Annotated in this window: 18 protein-coding genes and 1 pseudogene; 13 read left to right on the top strand and 6 right to left on the bottom strand. The window is 71.5% G+C overall.

The features are described 5' to 3' along the window. Positions 1 to 1,335: a kynureninase gene (locus tag BLU02_RS07195; protein WP_060922426.1), complete on the top strand. Its 1,335-nt coding sequence runs from the start codon at positions 1 to 3 to the stop codon at positions 1,333 to 1,335. Beyond that, positions 1,325 to 2,146, top strand: coding sequence for a PaaX family transcriptional regulator (locus BLU02_RS07200; RefSeq protein WP_082750071.1), 822 nt, complete (start codon positions 1,325 to 1,327; stop codon positions 2,144 to 2,146). The genes BLU02_RS07195 and BLU02_RS07200 overlap by 11 nt, the downstream gene beginning before the upstream one ends. Here the strand turns inward: BLU02_RS07200 and BLU02_RS07205 are convergent. Beyond that, positions 2,143 to 2,634: an FBP domain-containing protein gene (locus BLU02_RS07205; protein ID WP_060922428.1), complete on the bottom strand. Its 492-nt coding sequence runs from the start codon at positions 2,632 to 2,634 to the stop codon at positions 2,143 to 2,145. The genes BLU02_RS07200 and BLU02_RS07205 overlap by 4 nt on opposite strands. 291 nt (positions 2,635 to 2,925) lie before the next feature. Between BLU02_RS07205 and BLU02_RS07210 the strand changes: the two genes are divergently transcribed. Beyond that, positions 2,926 to 3,273, top strand: coding sequence for a hypothetical protein (locus tag BLU02_RS07210; protein ID WP_060922429.1), 348 nt, complete (start codon positions 2,926 to 2,928; stop codon positions 3,271 to 3,273). Positions 3,274 to 3,294: 21 nt separating this feature from the next. Here BLU02_RS07210 and BLU02_RS07215 read toward each other — a convergent pair whose 3' ends face one another. Continuing rightward, entirely contained in the window at positions 3,295 to 3,696 is a 402-nt protein-coding gene (locus BLU02_RS07215; protein ID WP_060922430.1) for a four-helix bundle copper-binding protein, read from the bottom strand. 209 nt (positions 3,697 to 3,905) lie between these two features. Between BLU02_RS07215 and BLU02_RS07220 the strand changes: the two genes are divergently transcribed. Further along, positions 3,906 to 4,094, top strand: a complete 189-nt coding sequence (locus BLU02_RS07220; RefSeq protein ID WP_370670658.1) for a CsbD family protein — start codon at positions 3,906 to 3,908, stop codon at positions 4,092 to 4,094. Between the two features lie 69 nt (positions 4,095 to 4,163). Here BLU02_RS07220 and BLU02_RS17565 read toward each other — a convergent pair whose 3' ends face one another. Next, positions 4,164 to 4,328: a hypothetical protein gene (locus BLU02_RS17565; RefSeq protein ID WP_164498167.1), complete on the bottom strand. Its 165-nt coding sequence runs from the start codon at positions 4,326 to 4,328 to the stop codon at positions 4,164 to 4,166. A 121-nt stretch (positions 4,329 to 4,449) separates the two neighbouring features. Here BLU02_RS17565 and BLU02_RS07225 point away from each other — a divergent pair, with 121 nt between their 5' ends. The 6 genes from BLU02_RS07225 (at position 4,450) to BLU02_RS07250 (ending at position 9,463) form a co-directional block, all read left to right on the top strand. Further along, positions 4,450 to 4,716 (top strand): DUF7218 family protein, encoded by a 267-nt coding sequence (locus BLU02_RS07225; protein ID WP_025102516.1) that lies wholly within the window; start codon positions 4,450 to 4,452, stop codon positions 4,714 to 4,716. A gap of 5 nt (positions 4,717 to 4,721) precedes the next feature. Next, positions 4,722 to 5,798 carry a carboxylate-amine ligase gene (locus tag BLU02_RS07230; protein WP_083370917.1) on the top strand — a complete coding sequence of 359 codons (1,077 nt, stop codon included), beginning with the start codon at positions 4,722 to 4,724 and terminating at the stop codon, positions 5,796 to 5,798. 38 nt (positions 5,799 to 5,836) lie between these two features. Then, on the top strand, positions 5,837 to 7,243 hold the full coding sequence (locus tag BLU02_RS07235) for an MFS transporter (protein WP_060922965.1): 1,407 nt from the start codon (positions 5,837 to 5,839) through the stop codon (positions 7,241 to 7,243). Next, positions 7,240 to 8,109, top strand: a complete 870-nt coding sequence (locus BLU02_RS07240) for an endo alpha-1,4 polygalactosaminidase (RefSeq protein WP_060922966.1) — start codon at positions 7,240 to 7,242, stop codon at positions 8,107 to 8,109. Before BLU02_RS07235 ends, BLU02_RS07240 begins: the two co-directional genes overlap by 4 nt. 104 nt (positions 8,110 to 8,213) lie before the next feature. Next, a complete protein-coding gene (locus BLU02_RS07245; protein ID WP_157547025.1) occupies positions 8,214 to 9,260 on the top strand; it encodes an iron-containing redox enzyme family protein in 1,047 nt (348 codons plus the stop codon). Beyond that, on the top strand, positions 9,257 to 9,463 hold the full coding sequence (locus tag BLU02_RS07250; RefSeq protein ID WP_060922967.1) for a CDGSH iron-sulfur domain-containing protein: 207 nt from the start codon (positions 9,257 to 9,259) through the stop codon (positions 9,461 to 9,463). The genes BLU02_RS07245 and BLU02_RS07250 overlap by 4 nt, the downstream gene beginning before the upstream one ends. A gap of 7 nt (positions 9,464 to 9,470) precedes the next feature. Here the strand turns inward: BLU02_RS07250 and BLU02_RS07255 are convergent, their stop codons facing one another. Then, positions 9,471 to 10,250, bottom strand: a complete 780-nt coding sequence (locus BLU02_RS07255) for a YggS family pyridoxal phosphate-dependent enzyme (RefSeq protein WP_060922968.1) — start codon at positions 10,248 to 10,250, stop codon at positions 9,471 to 9,473. Between the two features lie 71 nt (positions 10,251 to 10,321). On the opposite strand from BLU02_RS07255, the pseudogene BLU02_RS07260 reads away from it, so the two are divergent. Beyond that, positions 10,322 to 11,664 (top strand): annotated as a pseudogene (locus BLU02_RS07260) (aminotransferase class III-fold pyridoxal phosphate-dependent enzyme). On the opposite strand, the gene BLU02_RS07265 reads toward BLU02_RS07260, so the two are convergent. Further along, on the bottom strand, positions 11,648 to 12,328 hold the full coding sequence (locus BLU02_RS07265) for an HAD-IA family hydrolase (protein ID WP_060922969.1): 681 nt from the start codon (positions 12,326 to 12,328) through the stop codon (positions 11,648 to 11,650). The pseudogene BLU02_RS07260 and the gene BLU02_RS07265 sit on opposite strands and share 17 nt — an antisense overlap. A gap of 26 nt (positions 12,329 to 12,354) precedes the next feature. Between BLU02_RS07265 and BLU02_RS07270 the strand changes: the two genes are divergently transcribed. Next, complete coding sequence (locus tag BLU02_RS07270) at positions 12,355 to 13,068, top strand: glutamine amidotransferase (RefSeq protein ID WP_060922970.1); 714 nt, start codon at positions 12,355 to 12,357, stop codon at positions 13,066 to 13,068. Positions 13,069 to 13,133: 65 nt separating this feature from the next. Here BLU02_RS07270 and BLU02_RS07275 read toward each other — a convergent pair whose 3' ends face one another. Then, complete coding sequence (locus BLU02_RS07275; RefSeq protein ID WP_060922971.1) at positions 13,134 to 13,679, bottom strand: carboxymuconolactone decarboxylase family protein; 546 nt, start codon at positions 13,677 to 13,679, stop codon at positions 13,134 to 13,136. A 124-nt stretch (positions 13,680 to 13,803) separates the two neighbouring features. Here BLU02_RS07275 and BLU02_RS07280 point away from each other — a divergent pair, with 124 nt between their 5' ends. Continuing rightward, complete coding sequence (locus BLU02_RS07280) at positions 13,804 to 14,655, top strand: AraC family transcriptional regulator (RefSeq protein ID WP_060922972.1); 852 nt, start codon at positions 13,804 to 13,806, stop codon at positions 14,653 to 14,655. Positions 14,656 to 14,657: the final 2 nt, after the last annotated feature.

The raw sequence follows: 14,657 nt of genomic DNA on the forward strand, positions 1-14,657 counted from the left end.
ATGACCGACCGCTCCGCCGACACCGCCCTCCTCGACGCCGCCCGCGCCCTGGACGCCGCCGACCCGCTCGCCGCGCATCTCGACGCGTTCGTCGAGGCCCCGGGCGTCACCGCCTACCTCGACGGCAACTCGCTCGGGCGGCCGCTGCGCGACGTGCCGGAGAAGCTCGCCGCGTTCGTGCGCGAGGATTGGGGCACCCGCCTCATCCGCTCCTGGGACGAGCAGTGGATGGCCCTGCCGATGGAGCTCGGAGACCGCATCGGCGCCGTCGCCCTCGGTGCGGGCGCGGGGCAGACGGTCGTGTCGGACTCCACGAGCGTCCTGCTGTACAAGCTCATGCGGGGGGCCCTTCGACAGGCTCAGGGACCCAGGGGCGCGGCTCAGGGACCCAGGGGCGCGACTCAGGGACCCAGGGGCGCGACTCAGGGACCCACGGGCGCGACTCAGGGACCCGCGGGGCGGACGGAGCTCGTGATCGAGGAGGGCAACTTCCCCACCGACCGGTTCCTCGCCGAGGGCGTGGCGGCGGAGATGGGGGCCACGCTGCGCTGGATCACGCCCGATCCGGTACACGGCGTCACGATCGACGACGTCGCGGCCGTGGTCTCCGAGCGGACGGCGCTCGTCTCGCTCAGCCACGTCGACTACCGCTCCGGCGCCCTCGCCGACATGCCCGGCATCACCGCCGTCGTGCACGAGGCCGGGGCCCTGATGATGTGGGACCTCTGCCACTCGGCGGGCGTCGTGCCGATGCAGCTCGACGACTGGGGCGTCGACATGGCCGTCGGCTGCACCTACAAGTACCTCAACGGCGGCCCGGGATCGCCCGCCTTCGCCTACCTCCGCCACGACCTGCAGGGCCTGCTGCGGCAGCCGATCCAGGGGTGGTGGAGCGCGGCCGACATCTTCGCCATGGGCCCGGAGTACGTCCCCGCCGACGGCATCCGTCAGCTCCTCAGCGGCACGCCGCCGGTGACCTCGATGCTCGCGATGCAGGGCATGATCGACCTCATCGAGCAGTCGGGCATCGACGGCGTGCGCGCGAAGTCGGAGTCGCTCACCGCGCTCGCGGTCCGAGCGTACGACGAGCTGCTCGCGCCCCTGGACGTGCGCCTGCTGAGCCCTCGCGACCCGGCGCGACGCGGCGGACACATCACGATCGGCCACCCCGACTTCCGGGAGGTCACCCGGAGGCTCTGGGCCGACGGCGTCATCCCCGACTTCCGCTTCCCGGACGGGATCCGGCTCGGGCTGTCGCCGCTGAGCACCTCGCACGCCGAGACCGTCGCCGGGGTGCTCGCGGTCAGGGATGCGTTGGAGTCCGGTGTCTCCTGACCCCGCGGCGCCGGTCGTGCTCGATGACATCGACGCCCGCCCCGGCAGCACCGCCTCGCTCCTGCGCACCCTGATCGGCCTGTATCTGCGCCCACTCGGAGGCTGGATCTCGGCCGCCGACCTCGTGGCGCTGGCCGCCGACCTCGGCATCCCCGCCGCTCCCGCCCGGACGGGCATCGCCCGTCTCAAGCAGAAGGGCCTGCTCCTGCCGGAGCGCCGCGACGCCGTCGGCTACCGGCTGAGCCCGGCGGCCGTGCCGATGCTGGAGCGCGGCGACCGCCGGATCTTCCGGATGCAGGAGATGGCCGACGACGATCCGTGGTGCCTGGTGTCGTTCTCGATCCCGGAGAGCGCGCGCAGCGTGCGCCATCAACTGCGCCGCCGACTGCACTGGATCGGCGCCGGCGTCGTCTCCCCCGCCCTGTGGATCTGTCCCGGGCACCTCAGGGCGGAGGCGGAGCAGATCCTCGACGAACTCGGTGCCCGCCGCTGGGCGACGCTGTTCGACGCGTCGGCCCCCGCCCCGGCCGGCACGCTGGCCGAGGCCGCCGCCACGTGGTGGGACCTCGACGCGCTGCGCGGCGAGCACGAAGCCTTCCAGGCCTCGCTCACGGCCCTGCCCGAGGAGCCCTTCCCGGCCTACGTGCACCTCATCGACCGGTGGCGGGTGCTGCCCTACACCGATCCGGGGCTGCCCCCGGCGATGCTGCCGGCCGACTGGCCGGGCGGACGCAGCTTCGAGGCGTTCGCCCGGCTGTCGGCGGCGTGGGAGGCACCCGCCCTGGCTCACGTGCGAGCCGTGACGGCCTAGTCGGTCCGGGCGACCTCGCGCACGAATCCGGTCACGTGCTCCTGCAGCCGCAGGATCCGCATCTCGCGGGCGAGCTCGCGGTCGTACCCCGGATAGGCCAGCGGCGGGAGCTTGCGCACCGCCGCGTTGCAGCCGAACTCCGCGCACGCGAGCACGCCGACCGTGTCGCCCTTGCGACCGGCGGCTCCGGCACGGCGGGCCACGTAGAGCTGCACGTCGTTGCGGAGCGTCACGTCCTCGCACCACGAGCACTGCGCACGGGCGAGCACGCGCTGCTCGGCGCGCTGCAGCACGACGCCCACGGGCTCGTCGTCGATCCACACGACGACATAGGCGCGCCGGGGCAGCTTCGGGTCGATCCACCCGAGGTAGTCGAGCCTTTCGAAGTCGGTCTCGGCGAAGTCGGGCGGCAGGGTGATGTCGGAGACCTCCTTGCGGGAGGCGTTGCAGAAGGAGGCCCGCAGGGCGCGCTCGTCGATGGGACGCATGAGAGAAGAGCTTTCGGTGTGATCGCCGGGTCGGCGAGACGGATCGGAGGATCACCCGGACGATGCCGGGGTACGACGCAGCGCCGGGGACGGGGTTCCGCCTCCGGCCGGTCCTCAGCCTCTGCCTGCGGCGCTGAACGCGCCTGCAGCTCCGCTCCGCGCCCCGAGGGCGCTCATCGACGACAGCACCCGGCGAGCCTACACCCGTTTGTTTCGTCGCGTGTCGGGAGGGCCGCGGGATCCCGACCTCATCGACGTACTCTGGCCGGACACCGATCCGAAGGAGTCCCCGTGTCCACGCCGCTGCACCGCCGTCCGCCCCTCGAGGTGCGTGAGCGTGCGACGTGCATGTGCCGGAACGGCGGCCGCTGCTCCTCCTCGGCCCCCGGCCACGCCCTGCACCTGATCCAGGAGCGCCTCGCCGCGGCGACCCCGGCGCGATGGGCGGACGCGTTCGTGACCGCGGCGGATCCGGTCGCCGGAGACCTCGCCGTCCGCACGCTCGACGGCACCACGCACACGCTGTGGAACGGCTCCGGCGCCGCACTGGAGGCCGCCATCGGCAGCCCGGTCGCCCTCCACCTCGACTACGCCGTCCTCGCCGTCGGGCGCACCCGCTTCAACGTCGCCGTCGTGTGACGAGGGCCTGATCCCTCCGGGTCAGGCGCTCGCCATCATCATGTCGCGGACCGCCATGCACGCGTTCATGCAGGCCTGGCACGCCTGTGCGCACAGGCGGCAGACGTCACTGTGATCGGCGTGCTGCATGCACTCGTCCATGCACATCTGGCACATCGCGATGCACGCGTCCAGCATCGCCATCATCGTGGCCGGGGTCATCCCCTGCATGCGGAGCATCGATCGCATCATCGTGTGGCACATGTCCGCGCAGTTCATGCACGCGGGGGCGCAGTCCATCTCCTGGGTCGCGCACACCGTGCAGGCCTGCTCGCAGGCGGCACACGCGTCCATACAGGCCTGGAGCACCGACATGTCCATCATCGCCATGTCCGGCGTCGACTCCATGTTCTTGGACATGGCACCCATCATCATCGCGTCCATCGCACACCGCTCCCTTCGTCCAGGACGACGGGCAGGACACCCGCCTGGCGCCAGGCTAACCCCTGTGCGGGCGGGAGTCGATGGGGGCGGAACGCTGACACGCCCGTCGGTGAATGTCAATCCCGTGGACGGACCGCGACGGCGGTGCGACGCTCGAAGAGCAATCGATCCGTCCAGGAGAGGAGCCTCTTATGAGTGGCGCAGATGACATGAAGAATTCCGCTGAGAAGCTGGGTGGCAAGGTCAAGGAAGGCTTCGGCAAGCTCACCGACAACGAGAAGCTCGAGGCCGAAGGCCAGGCGGATCAGGTGAAGGCCGACGCGAAGCAGGCCGGCGAGAACGTGAAGGACGCCGCGGGCAAGGCCGGCGACAGCGTCAAGGACGCGTTCAACCGCTGATCCCCCACCCGCTGAACCCATGAAGAGGGGGAGGCTCGCCGATGGCGAGCCTCCCCCTCCGCACTCGGGTCAGACCTTGCGGCTGCCGGTGATCGCTCGGATCAGCCAGGCGATCACGGCGATGGCCAGGAGCACCAGACCGACCCACAGCAGGAACTGGAGCGACTGCACCAGTCCTCCGGTGATCGCGAGGATCACGGCGATGACGATGACGATGATCAGGAGGATGTTCATCGGTCTTTCCCTTCTCTGGGGGCGCGGGCGCCCGACTGCGGTGACCCCACGCTAGACCCGAACCACACCCTCTCTGGAGGGGGTTGACTTCGACCCTCCCGATGCGCGAAGGAGCAGAGCAATGCCAGGACGACGCAACAACTCCCTGAAGGATCCGGAACTGTACGAAGAGCTGCGCGACGACGGCGCTTCGAAGGAGAAGGCCGCCCGCATCTCGAACGCTGCCGCACGAGACGGCCGCAGCTCCGTCGGCCGCCGCGGCGGGAAGCACGGGGACTACGAGGACTGGACCGTTCCCGAGCTGCGGAAGCGCGCCAAGGAGCTGGGCCTCACCGGCTACAGCGGCAAGCGCAAGGCCGAGCTCATCTCCGAACTGCGAAACCACTGACCCGGATGACGCGCTTCGGGATCGAGGAGGAGTTCCTTCTGCTCGATGAGGATTCGCTCGTCCCCGTCGCACTCAGCGGTGACATCCTGGAGCGCATCGGCGATGACGTCACCGCCGGGCGCGTGACCACCGAGTACCTGGCCTCGCAGGTCGAGGCCCTCACCGATCCGGTGCGGACCGGCGCCGAGGCCGTCCAGCAGCTGTCGGCGTTGCGCACGGCCATCGGCACGCAGGCACGCGCCCGGCGCGCGATCGCGGCACCGACCGGCTCGCCGTTCACCACTCTCCGCTCGCCGCGTCTCTCGCCGTCGGCGCACTACGACGACGTCGCCCGGCGGCTGGCGCACCTCACCCGCGAGCACGAGGTGAACGGTCTGCACGTGCACGTCGAGGTGCCGGACGAGGAGGAGCGGGTCCGCGCCCTGAACCGTCTCCGCGCCTGGCTGCCGCTGCTGCTCGCCCTCAGCACGAACAGCCCGTTCGGCAACGGTCTCGACACGGGATTCGCGAGCTGGCGGAGCATGCTCATCCGCCGGCTCCCCTCGTCGTGGTGTCCGCCCCGGTTCGCCGACGTCGACGACTACCGGGCGCGCGTGGACCAGCTCCTGGCCCTCGGGACCATCGGCGAGGCGACATCCCTCTCCTGGGCGGTGCGTCTCTCCGAGCGCTACCCGACGGTCGAGGCGCGCGTCGCGGACACGCAGCTCACCGCGGAGGACGCCGTCCTCTCCGCGCTGCTGACCCGCGGGATCGCCCTGGCGTCCGGGCAGCGGATCGTCGCCGACGAGACGGAGACGATCGACGCGTCGATCTGGATGGCGTCGAGAGCCGGGATGACGGCCCGCATCGTGGATCCGCTCACCGGAGAGGTCTGCCCGGCCTGGACCGTGGCGGAGCACCTGGTCGACGACATCGGGCCGGTGCTGGACGACCTCGGCGATGCGGACGCGGTGCGGGCGGGCCTCGACCGGCTGCGGGCCGACGGGACCGGTGCGGCGCGACAGCGTGCGGCGCACGCACGGGACGGCCTCCCCGGGCTCCGACGGCTCCTGCAGGAAGGTACCGGAACACCGGCCGCCTGACGGGCCCTCGCGTCCGTCGCCCGGAGTAGGGTCGGCCTGTGTCATCCTTCGCCCCGCTCCAGCGGCTCGTCATCGCGATCGCCGTGCTGGCCTCGTTCGTCACGTTCCTCGACGGAACAGTGGTGAACGTCGCCCTTCCCGCCATCAGTGAAGAGCTGGGCGGCGGGATCACCACGCAGCAGTGGGTCGTCGACGCCTACCTCATCACCCTCAGCGCGCTGATCCTGCTCGCCGGCTCCCTGTCCGACGCCTACGGACGGGTGCTGGTGATGCGGATCGGCCTCATCGCCTTCGGCATCGCGTCCGTCGCGGTCGCCGCCGCGATCGACCCGCTCATGCTCATCGTGGCTCGCGGGGCGCAGGGGGCGGCCGGGGCCCTGCTCGTCCCGAGCTCCCTCGCGCTCATCACCGCGACCATGCGCGGCGACCTGCAGGCGCGGGCCATCGGCGTCTGGACGGCCTTCACCACGGCGGCTCAACTGGTCGGCCCCCTGCTCGGCGGGCTCTTCGTCGACTTCCTGTCCTGGCGCTTCGTGTTCCTCATCAACGTCCTCCCCATCGGAGTGACGCTGGTGCTGCTCGCCCGCCTGCATCTGCCGGAGCACCCGAGGGGCGTCCGCGTGGACTGGTGGAGCGGTGCACTGTGCGCGCTGGGACTGGGCGCCGTCGTCTTCGCCCTCATCGAGCAGCCGAACCTCGGGTGGGCCTCCCCCGCGATCTGGATCCCCGCCGTGGCCGGGGCCGCACTCTTCGCCGTCTTCCTGTGGCGCCAGGGCCGCTCGGCCACGCCGCTCATGCCGCTGTGGCTGTTCCGGGTGCGCGACTTCGGGTGGGGCAACCTCGCCACGCTCTTCGTGTACGCCGCGCTCTCCCTCAACGGCTTCGTCGTCGGCGTCTACCTGCAGCAGGGGGCGGGACTGAGCGCGACGGCGGCCGGGCTCGCGAGCCTGCCGATGACGATCCTGATGATCCTGCTGAGCTCGCGTGCCGGCGGGTGGGCAGGGCGCTGGGGCCCGCGCATCTTCATGACGATCGGACCGCTGATCATGGCCGTCGGAGCGCTGATGCTGCTGACCGTGAACGCCACCTTCGACTACTGGGCGCAGGTGCTCCCGGCCATGATCGTGATGGGCCTCGGCCTGTCGCTCACCGTCGCCCCGCTGACGGCCGCGATCCTCGGGGCCATCGACGAGAACCACTCCGGCATCGCCTCCGCCGTGAACAACGCCGTCTCCCGCGTCGCGGGTCTGCTCGTGGTCGCGATGCTGTCGACCATCGTCGGGGGCACGCTCGACCTCGACGGGTTCCACAACGCGGCCTGGGTCACGGCGGCGCTCCTCGTGCTCGGCGGCGTCGTGTCGTGGATCGGGATCCGCCGGAACCCCTCGGAGGCGGCGGCCCCGCCCGTCGACGCCCCCGCGCAGCCGACGCCTCAGCCGCGATGAGCGTCCCTCGTCCCCAGCGCGGTCGAAGGACGACACGCCACTCCCCGGCGCCGGCGGCCCTCATCGCCGTCGGGGTCCTCGCCCTCTCCGCCTGCAGCGCGCCACCCGCTCTCCCCGCTGAGGGAACCGGGTCGTCGGCCACTGTCGCGCTTCCCCCGGCCGGCGCCCTTCCGGACTACCAGCTCGGCGGAGCCTACGATCCGCCCGAGGGTGTGGGCATCGTCGGCCGCGACCGCAGCGCGGAGCCCGCCGCCGGCCTCTACTCCGTCTGCTATGTCAACGGCTTCCAGACGCAGCCGGGCGAGCTGGACACCTGGCCCGACGACCTGCTCCTGCACGACGGCGACGAGGTGGTCTTCGACCCCGACTGGCCCGACGAAGCCCTCCTGGACACCGGCAGCGCGGAGCAGCGGTCCCGCATCGCCGAGATCGTGGTCCCGTGGATCGAGGGCTGTGCGGATGCCGACTTCCAGGCGGTCGAGTTCGACAACCTCGATTCGTTCTCGCGCTCGGGCGGCGCTCTGCGCCTGGACGACAACCTCGCGCTCGCGGACCTGCTCGTCGACGCGGCGCACCGCGTCGGGCTCGCTGCGGGGCAGAAGAACGCGGCCGAGCATGCGGACGCCCTGAAAGAGCGCGCGGGCTTCGACTTCGCCGTGACGGAGGAATGCGCCGCGTACGCGGAGTGCGGCACGTACACCGGGGTCTACGGGCCTCACGTGATCGACATCGAGTACACGGATCAGCTCCCGCGGCCGTTCGCGGAGCTGTGCGCCGACCCGGACACCCCGGCGTCGACAGTGCTCCGCGATCGCGACCTCGTCACTCCGGACGATGAAGGGTACGTGTTCGCCGGGTGCCCCTGACGACGGAGGCGCTTGCCTGGCGAGCGCCTCGGCGTCAAGTCCCTGGCGGTCGCCGCTCGCGCGGGTGAGGATGCGGGTGATCGATCCGATGGGAGCCCCTCCTCATGACCGTTTCCACTCTCGACGCCGACACCGCCGTCGCCTTCTCGCCGCGCGGCCCCCTGTCGGGCGCCGTCCTCGACGTCCTCACCGGTCGCGGCGAGGACGCCGCCGCCCTGCCCGACCTCGCCACCACAGCCGTCGCTGAGAGCAGCGATGTGGTCCGGGACGACGACATCCAGCTCGCCCTGTTCGTCCTCTACGCGTCCTCCTACGGCTCGCTTCCGCAGCTCGATGCGAGTCTCGAGTGGGATGCCGGGGTGGTCACGGCGCGCCGCGTCCTCGAGGACGCCTTCGAGGCCGCACTGCGTGACACCGTGCCGGTGCCCGAGCTTCCCGAACCCACGGTCGACGCCGTGGGTCGTGCCCTGTTCGCCCTCGCTGCCGCGGACACCGGCCCCAGCCTGTCGCGGCACATCGCGAGGAAGGCCACCCGCGAGCAGGCGGAGGAGTCGCTGATCCTGCGATCCGTGTACACCCTGCGGGAGGCCGATCCGCACTCCTGGGCGATTCCGCGGCTGACCGGCCGTCCCAAGGCCGCGCTCGTGGAGATCCAGTCCGACGAGTACGGCGGTGGGCGCCCCCAGCGGGTGCATGCAGAGCTCTATGCGCGGGCCCTGCGCGCCGCGGGACTCGACGACACGTACGGCGCCTATGTCGACGACGCCCCGGCGATCACGCTCGCCTCGCACAACATGATGAGCCTGTTCGGGCTCAACCGCCGGCTCGTCGGCGCGATCGTCGGCCACCTCGCCGCGTACGAGATGACCTCGTCGATCCCCTGCCGGTTCTACGCCGACGGCCTGCACCGGCTGGGGTTCGCCGACGAGGTCGCCGCGTACTTCGAGGAGCATGTGGAGGCCGACGCGGTGCACGAGCAGATCGCCGCCCGTGACCTCGCGGGCAGCCTCGCCGAGGACCGTCCGGAACTGCTGGCGGACATCCTGTTCGGCGCGGCCGCGTGCCTCACGGTCGACGGCTGGGCCGGAGCCCACACCCTGGACGCCTGGACCGAGGGCCGCTCGGCACTGCGGGAGAGGACGACGGCATGAGCGGTCGCGAGGAGCCGGTGACCGTCACGGCGTACCCGGACGGCCCCCTGCTCGTGCGGGGCGAGATCGAGTTGCACGCGAGCGACGGCACGGTGATCGACCCGCGCCGACGCACGGTGGCCCTTTGTCGCTGCGGTCTCTCCGCGCTCAAGCCGTTCTGCGACGGCACGCACAAGGCGGCAGGGTTCCGCACCGAGGACTGAGCGGCGGTCAGCCCTCCGGCCAGTAGTGGCTGTCGGGGACGGATCGCGCGCCGAAGATCGCCTGCCCGACCCGCACGCACGTCGCCCCCTCCTCGACGGCGATCTCGTAGTCGCCGGACATTCCCATCGACAGCGCGCCGTCGCCGATGAGTTCGGGAGTCTCTTCGCGGGCCCTGTCGCGGAGGGTGCGCAGCAGCGCGAAGCACTCGCGCACCCGGGCGTCGTCCGGTGTGAGCAGCGCCAGGGTCATCAGACCGCGGACGCGAAGGGCGCCGTACGTCGGCAGGGCCTTCAGGAAGCCCGGGAGCTCCTCGGGCGGCATCCCGAACTTCGAGTCCTCCGCCGAGGTGTTCACCTGCACGTACACGTCGAGACTGCGCCCCGCGGCCTGCAGACGCCGGTCGAGGGCCTCCGCGACCCGGAGCCGGTCGAGCGCCTGGAACTCGGCGGCGAAGGAGACGACGTCTCTCGCCTTGTTCGTCTGCAGGTGGCCGATGACCACCCAGTCGACGTCCAGGTCAGCCGTCTCCCGATTCTTGCGCACCGCCTCCTGCACCTTGTTCTCGCCGAGCCGACGCAGGCCGGCGCCGGTCGCCACCCGCACGCGATCGGTCGGGACGGTCTTGCTCACCGGGAGCAGATGCACCGCACCGGGGTCGCGTCCCGCCCGCTCGGCGGCGGCGTCGATGCGCGCACGTACCGCCGCGACGTTGGCCTGGAAGTCGGCGACGGTGAACGCCGTCGGGTAGCGGTCAGCACCGTCCTCCGCGGGTTCGAACTTTGACATAGGTCAAAATCTAACATAGCTTCGGGACCACGTCTCGCGCCCGCCGACGCCCCCTCACGAAGGAGCCGCCCATGTCCGCACCCGGCCTGTTCTCCGACACCTCGCTGTCGACTCCGCGCCTGCGCACCGAGGTGCCAGGGCCGCGGAGTCGCGCGCTGCACGAGCGCCGGCAACGCGTTGTCCCCCGCGGGGTCGGCAGCGTGCTCCCCGTCTACATCGAGCACGCCGACGGACCCTGGGTCACCGATGTCGACGGCAACCGCTTCCTCGACCTCGGCAGCGGCATCGGCGTGACGACGATCGGCCACACCAACCTCGCCGCCGTCACCGCCGCGGCGGAGCAGCTCGACCGGGTCACGCACACGCTCTTCACCGTCACCCCCTACGAGGGGTACGTGCGCCTCGCCGAGCTGCTCGCGGAGAAGGTCCCCGGCACCCACGAGACCCGCACGGCCTTCGCGAACTCCGGCGCGGAAGCCGTCGAGAACGCGGTGAAGATCGCCCGACGGCACACCGGGCGTCGCGTCGTCGCTGCCCTGGACCACGCGTTCCACGGGCGCACCAACCTCGCGCTCGCGATGAACCACAAGGCGGCGCCGTACGGGACCGGGTTCGGTCCGTTCGCCCCCGACATCCATCGCGTCCCCAACTCCTACCCCTACCGGGACGGACTCGACGGTACCGAGGCCGCGGCGCGCACGATCGCCCATCTCGAACAGCGCATCGGCGTCCACGACCTCGCCGCCGTCATCGCCGAGCCCATCCAGGGCGAGGGCGGCTTCGTCGTCCCTGCCGCGGGTTACCTGTCAACCCTGCAGGAGTGGTGCACCCGCAACGGGGTCGTGTTCATCGCCGACGAGATCCAGACGGGCCTCGGGCGCACCGGGACGTGGTTCGCGAGCACGCACTTCGGCCTCGTTCCGGACCTCGTGCTCACGGCGAAAGGCATCGCCGGCGGGCTGCCCCTGGCGGGAGTGACCGGCCGCGCCGAGATCATGGACGCGCCCGACCCGGGCGGCCTCGGCGGCACGTTCGGCGGAACCCGGTCTCGATCGCCGCCGCCCTCGCGGTGTTCGACGAGCTCGAGCACGGGACCTTCTTCGCGGACGCCCGTCGGATCGGCGCCCACCTGTCCGCGCGACTCGAGGGGCTGCGCGCCCGCCACGCTGTGATCGGCGACGTCCGCGGGATCGGCGCCATGCAGGCCTTCGAGCTGAGCACCCCTGGCACGACACGACCGCTGGCCGGGGCCGCGTCCATGGTCGCGGAGTTCGCCGCCCAGCGCGGGATCCTGCTGCTCACAGCCGGCAGCGACGGCAACGTGATCCGCTTCCTGCCGACCCTCACGACGACGGACGAGCAGCTCGACGTCGCGGTGGACGTGATCGACGAGGCCCTCAGCGCGCTCCGTTGAGCACCGGGAGACGCAGCGCTCCGCCGCTCCAACGCACCCGGGAGAGGTCGCGCACGATCAGGTCGGGGTGCGCCGACGCAGAGGCTGCGCCCACCCCGACCACGAGCCCTGCTCCGGCTGCCCTCGCCGCATGGATCCCCGGCGCCGAGTCCTCGAAGACCACACAGTCCCCCGGGTCCCGCCCGAGCAGGAGCGCGGCGCGGAGGTAGGGGTCGGGCGCGGGTTTGCCGCGGTCCACGTCTTCGGCGGCGACGAGAAGGGCGGGCGCCGGGATGCCCGCTCCGCGCATCCGCGCGGTCGCGACGGCCCTGTTGCTGCTCGTCGCGACCGCCCACAGGTCACCCGGCAGCGCGACGAGCAGAGCGGCCGCCCCGGGGATCCCCGCCGTCGCCGACGCGACGGCGAGCTCACGCGCGAGGAGGTCGGCCGTCGCCTCGTCCGCCCGCTCCGGCTCGACGAGCGTCGCGACCACCTCACTCGGTCGCCTGCCGTGCGGGGCGTCTCGGAGGAAGTCGAATCCCGGGGCATACCGACGGGCCCAGGCGCCCCACGCGATCGCCGCCGAGGGGACGGAATCCACCAGCACGCCGTCGCAGTCGAACAGGATCCCAGCCGCGCGCACGACCACCTCGGCACTCTGAACCTCGTGTGCTATTTTTGGCATAGGTCAAATCTAACCGAGGAGAGTGCATGTCCGCGTCCCGCACCCCCCGAACGGCCCTCGCCGTCCGCCACGTCCCCTTCGAAGACCTCGGCATCCTCGCTCCCCTGCTGACGGAGCGCGGCTACGAGACCACCCTTCTCGATGCCGGCATCGACGAGCTCGACGCGGACGCCGTCGACGGGGCCGACCTGCTCATCGTCCTCGGCGGACCGATCGGGGTGTACGACGACGATCGCTACCCGTTCCTGCGCTCCTCGAAGACCGCCGTCGCGGCGCGACTCGACAGCGGCGGCGCCACGCTCGGTGTCTGCCTCGGCGCGCAGCTCCTGGCCGAGTCCCTGGGCGCAGAGGTCCGGCCGACCGGGGCGGTCGAGATCGGCTTCGGCCCGCTCGCATTGACCCCCGAGGGCCGGGAGTCCGTCCTGGCCCCTCTCGACGGTGAGCCCGTGCTCCACTGGCATGGGGACGAGTTCACGATCCCTGCCGGCGCGCAGTCCCTGGCGCACACGCCCGGCTTCCCGCATCAGGCCTTCGCGGTGGGCCGCACTCTCGGCCTCCAGTTCCACCTGGAAGCCGACCACCGCGCCATCGAGCGCTGGCTCATCGGCCACGCCCACGAACTGCATCACCACGGCATCGACCCGCGATCGATCCGCGAACAGGCACGCACGCTCGGCCCGCGGCTCGAGACTCTCGCCACCCGCGTCCTCACCGACTGGCTGGATGCGGTCGAGGTCTAGCGCGAACGCCCGGGCAGCGGAAGAGGCCGGACCCCCAGCGAATCCGGCCTCTGCTCCCCTCGACCTCAGGCGGCGCGACGCAGTGGCACCGTCGGGAAGTCGATCGGCACGTCGAGCGCGATGTTCACGTAGTTCGTGAAGAGGTTCAGCGCGACCTGGCCGATGGTCTCGACGATCTGCTCGTCGTTCCAGCCGTGCGCGCGGAGGGCGTCGACGTCGGCCGAGGTCACCTGACCCCGCTCCTCGACGAGCTTGAGCGCGAAGGCCAGCAGTGCCGCCGTGCGGGGGTCGTCGGAGGCGCCGTCCTGGGCGGCGGCGAGCACCTCGGTCGTGAGGCCGGCCTTCTTGCCGAGCGCCGTGTGCGCGGCCAGGCAGTAGCCGCACGAGTTGCGGTTCGCGACGGCGACGGCGATCTGCTCGCCCAGGGCCGCACCGAGCGTGCCCCCACCGTAAGCGCCGAAAGCGCTCCACATGCTGGTGAGCGCGGCGGGCGAGTTCGCGACCGCGCGGAACATGGCGGGGACGGCGCCGAAGGCGGAGCCGATCTGCTCCAGCTGCTCCTTGACGGGGCCGGTGGCGGTCTCACGGTCGACGAGAGGGACGTTGGGCATGGGTTGCTCCTTTGTGTTTCGGGACGGGCCGGATTCGGCTTCCCCTTCAGTCTTCCTCGGGAGTCAGTACGATACGCATCATTTGATCTTGCGTTCATGACATATCGTCCAGAAGAATGGAAGCATGCCGCCGCTTGACCGCCTCACCCCGCTGCTCGACCGCTTCCGGGTGCGCAGCCGCCTGTTCCACACCGGACCCCTGTGCGGGACCACGGTCTTCGCCGCGAGTGCGGGCCACGGTTTCCTTCACGTGCTGCGTCGCGGCGAGATGGAGGTGACGCACCAGCGCCCGGGCGGCGGCATCGAGCGCGAGACGATCACCCGCCCCAGCCTGCTGTTCTTCCCCCGCCCCATCGATCACACCTTCCTCAACGCCCCGACCGAGGAGTCCGACTTCGCCTGCGCGACGATCGACTTCGACGGCGGAGCGACGCATCCGCTCGTCCGCACCCTCCCGTCCGTGATCGTCCTTCCGCTCGACGAGGTGTCCACCCTCGGCCCAGCACTCGACCTCCTGTTCGCCGAGGTCGACAACGTGCGCTGCGGGCGCCCCCTCCTGGCCGACCGCATGTTCGAGGTCGTCCTCATCCAGCTTCTGCGCTGGATGCTCGATCACTCCGGTGATCTGGCCCTGCCGCCGGGGCTGCTGCCCGGCCTGGCCGACGAGCGCCTCGCCCCGGCCCTCGTGGCGATGCACGAGGCGCCCGGCGAACCGTGGACGCTCGACTCCCTCGCGCGGACCGCAACGATGTCGCGCAGCGCCTTCGCGGCGCGCTTCAAGGACGTCGTGGGCCGCGCCCCAGGGGACTACCTCACCGAGTGGCGCCTCACGATCGCTCAGGAGCAGCTCCGCGCGGGGATGTCGGTGAGCGCTGTCGCCGCCGACCTCGGCTATGCGAGCGCCTCTGCCTTCTCCCGGGCGTTCACCCAGCGTCTCGGCCGCTCGCCGCGCGCCTGGCTCGGCCTCGCCGCCTGAAG

Origin of the sequence: Microbacterium paraoxydans, from assembly GCF_900105335.1 — a bacterium.
Lineage (GTDB): Bacteria > Actinomycetota > Actinomycetes > Actinomycetales > Microbacteriaceae > Microbacterium > Microbacterium paraoxydans.

Coding starts and splice junctions, on each gene's coding strand:
- BLU02_RS07195 (WP_060922426.1), top strand. CDS start 1: ATGACCGACCGCTCCGCCGACACCGCCCTCCTCGACGCCGCCCGCGCC.
- BLU02_RS07205 (WP_060922428.1), bottom strand. CDS start 2,634: ATGCGTCCCATCGACGAGCGCGCCCTGCGGGCCTCCTTCTGCAACGCC.
- BLU02_RS07215 (WP_060922430.1), bottom strand. CDS start 3,696: ATGGACGCGATGATGATGGGTGCCATGTCCAAGAACATGGAGTCGACG.
- BLU02_RS07220 (WP_370670658.1), top strand. CDS start 3,906: ATGAAGAATTCCGCTGAGAAGCTGGGTGGCAAGGTCAAGGAAGGCTTC.
- BLU02_RS17565 (WP_164498167.1), bottom strand. CDS start 4,328: ATGAACATCCTCCTGATCATCGTCATCGTCATCGCCGTGATCCTCGCG.
- BLU02_RS07225 (WP_025102516.1), top strand. CDS start 4,450: ATGCCAGGACGACGCAACAACTCCCTGAAGGATCCGGAACTGTACGAA.
- BLU02_RS07230 (WP_083370917.1), top strand. CDS start 4,722: ATGACGCGCTTCGGGATCGAGGAGGAGTTCCTTCTGCTCGATGAGGAT.
- BLU02_RS07240 (WP_060922966.1), top strand. CDS start 7,240: ATGAGCGTCCCTCGTCCCCAGCGCGGTCGAAGGACGACACGCCACTCC.
- BLU02_RS07245 (WP_157547025.1), top strand. CDS start 8,214: ATGACCGTTTCCACTCTCGACGCCGACACCGCCGTCGCCTTCTCGCCG.
- BLU02_RS07250 (WP_060922967.1), top strand. CDS start 9,257: ATGAGCGGTCGCGAGGAGCCGGTGACCGTCACGGCGTACCCGGACGGC.
- BLU02_RS07255 (WP_060922968.1), bottom strand. CDS start 10,250: ATGTCAAAGTTCGAACCCGCGGAGGACGGTGCTGACCGCTACCCGACG.
- BLU02_RS07265 (WP_060922969.1), bottom strand. CDS start 12,328: ATGCCAAAAATAGCACACGAGGTTCAGAGTGCCGAGGTGGTCGTGCGC.
- BLU02_RS07270 (WP_060922970.1), top strand. CDS start 12,355: ATGTCCGCGTCCCGCACCCCCCGAACGGCCCTCGCCGTCCGCCACGTC.
- BLU02_RS07275 (WP_060922971.1), bottom strand. CDS start 13,679: ATGCCCAACGTCCCTCTCGTCGACCGTGAGACCGCCACCGGCCCCGTC.
- BLU02_RS07280 (WP_060922972.1), top strand. CDS start 13,804: ATGCCGCCGCTTGACCGCCTCACCCCGCTGCTCGACCGCTTCCGGGTG.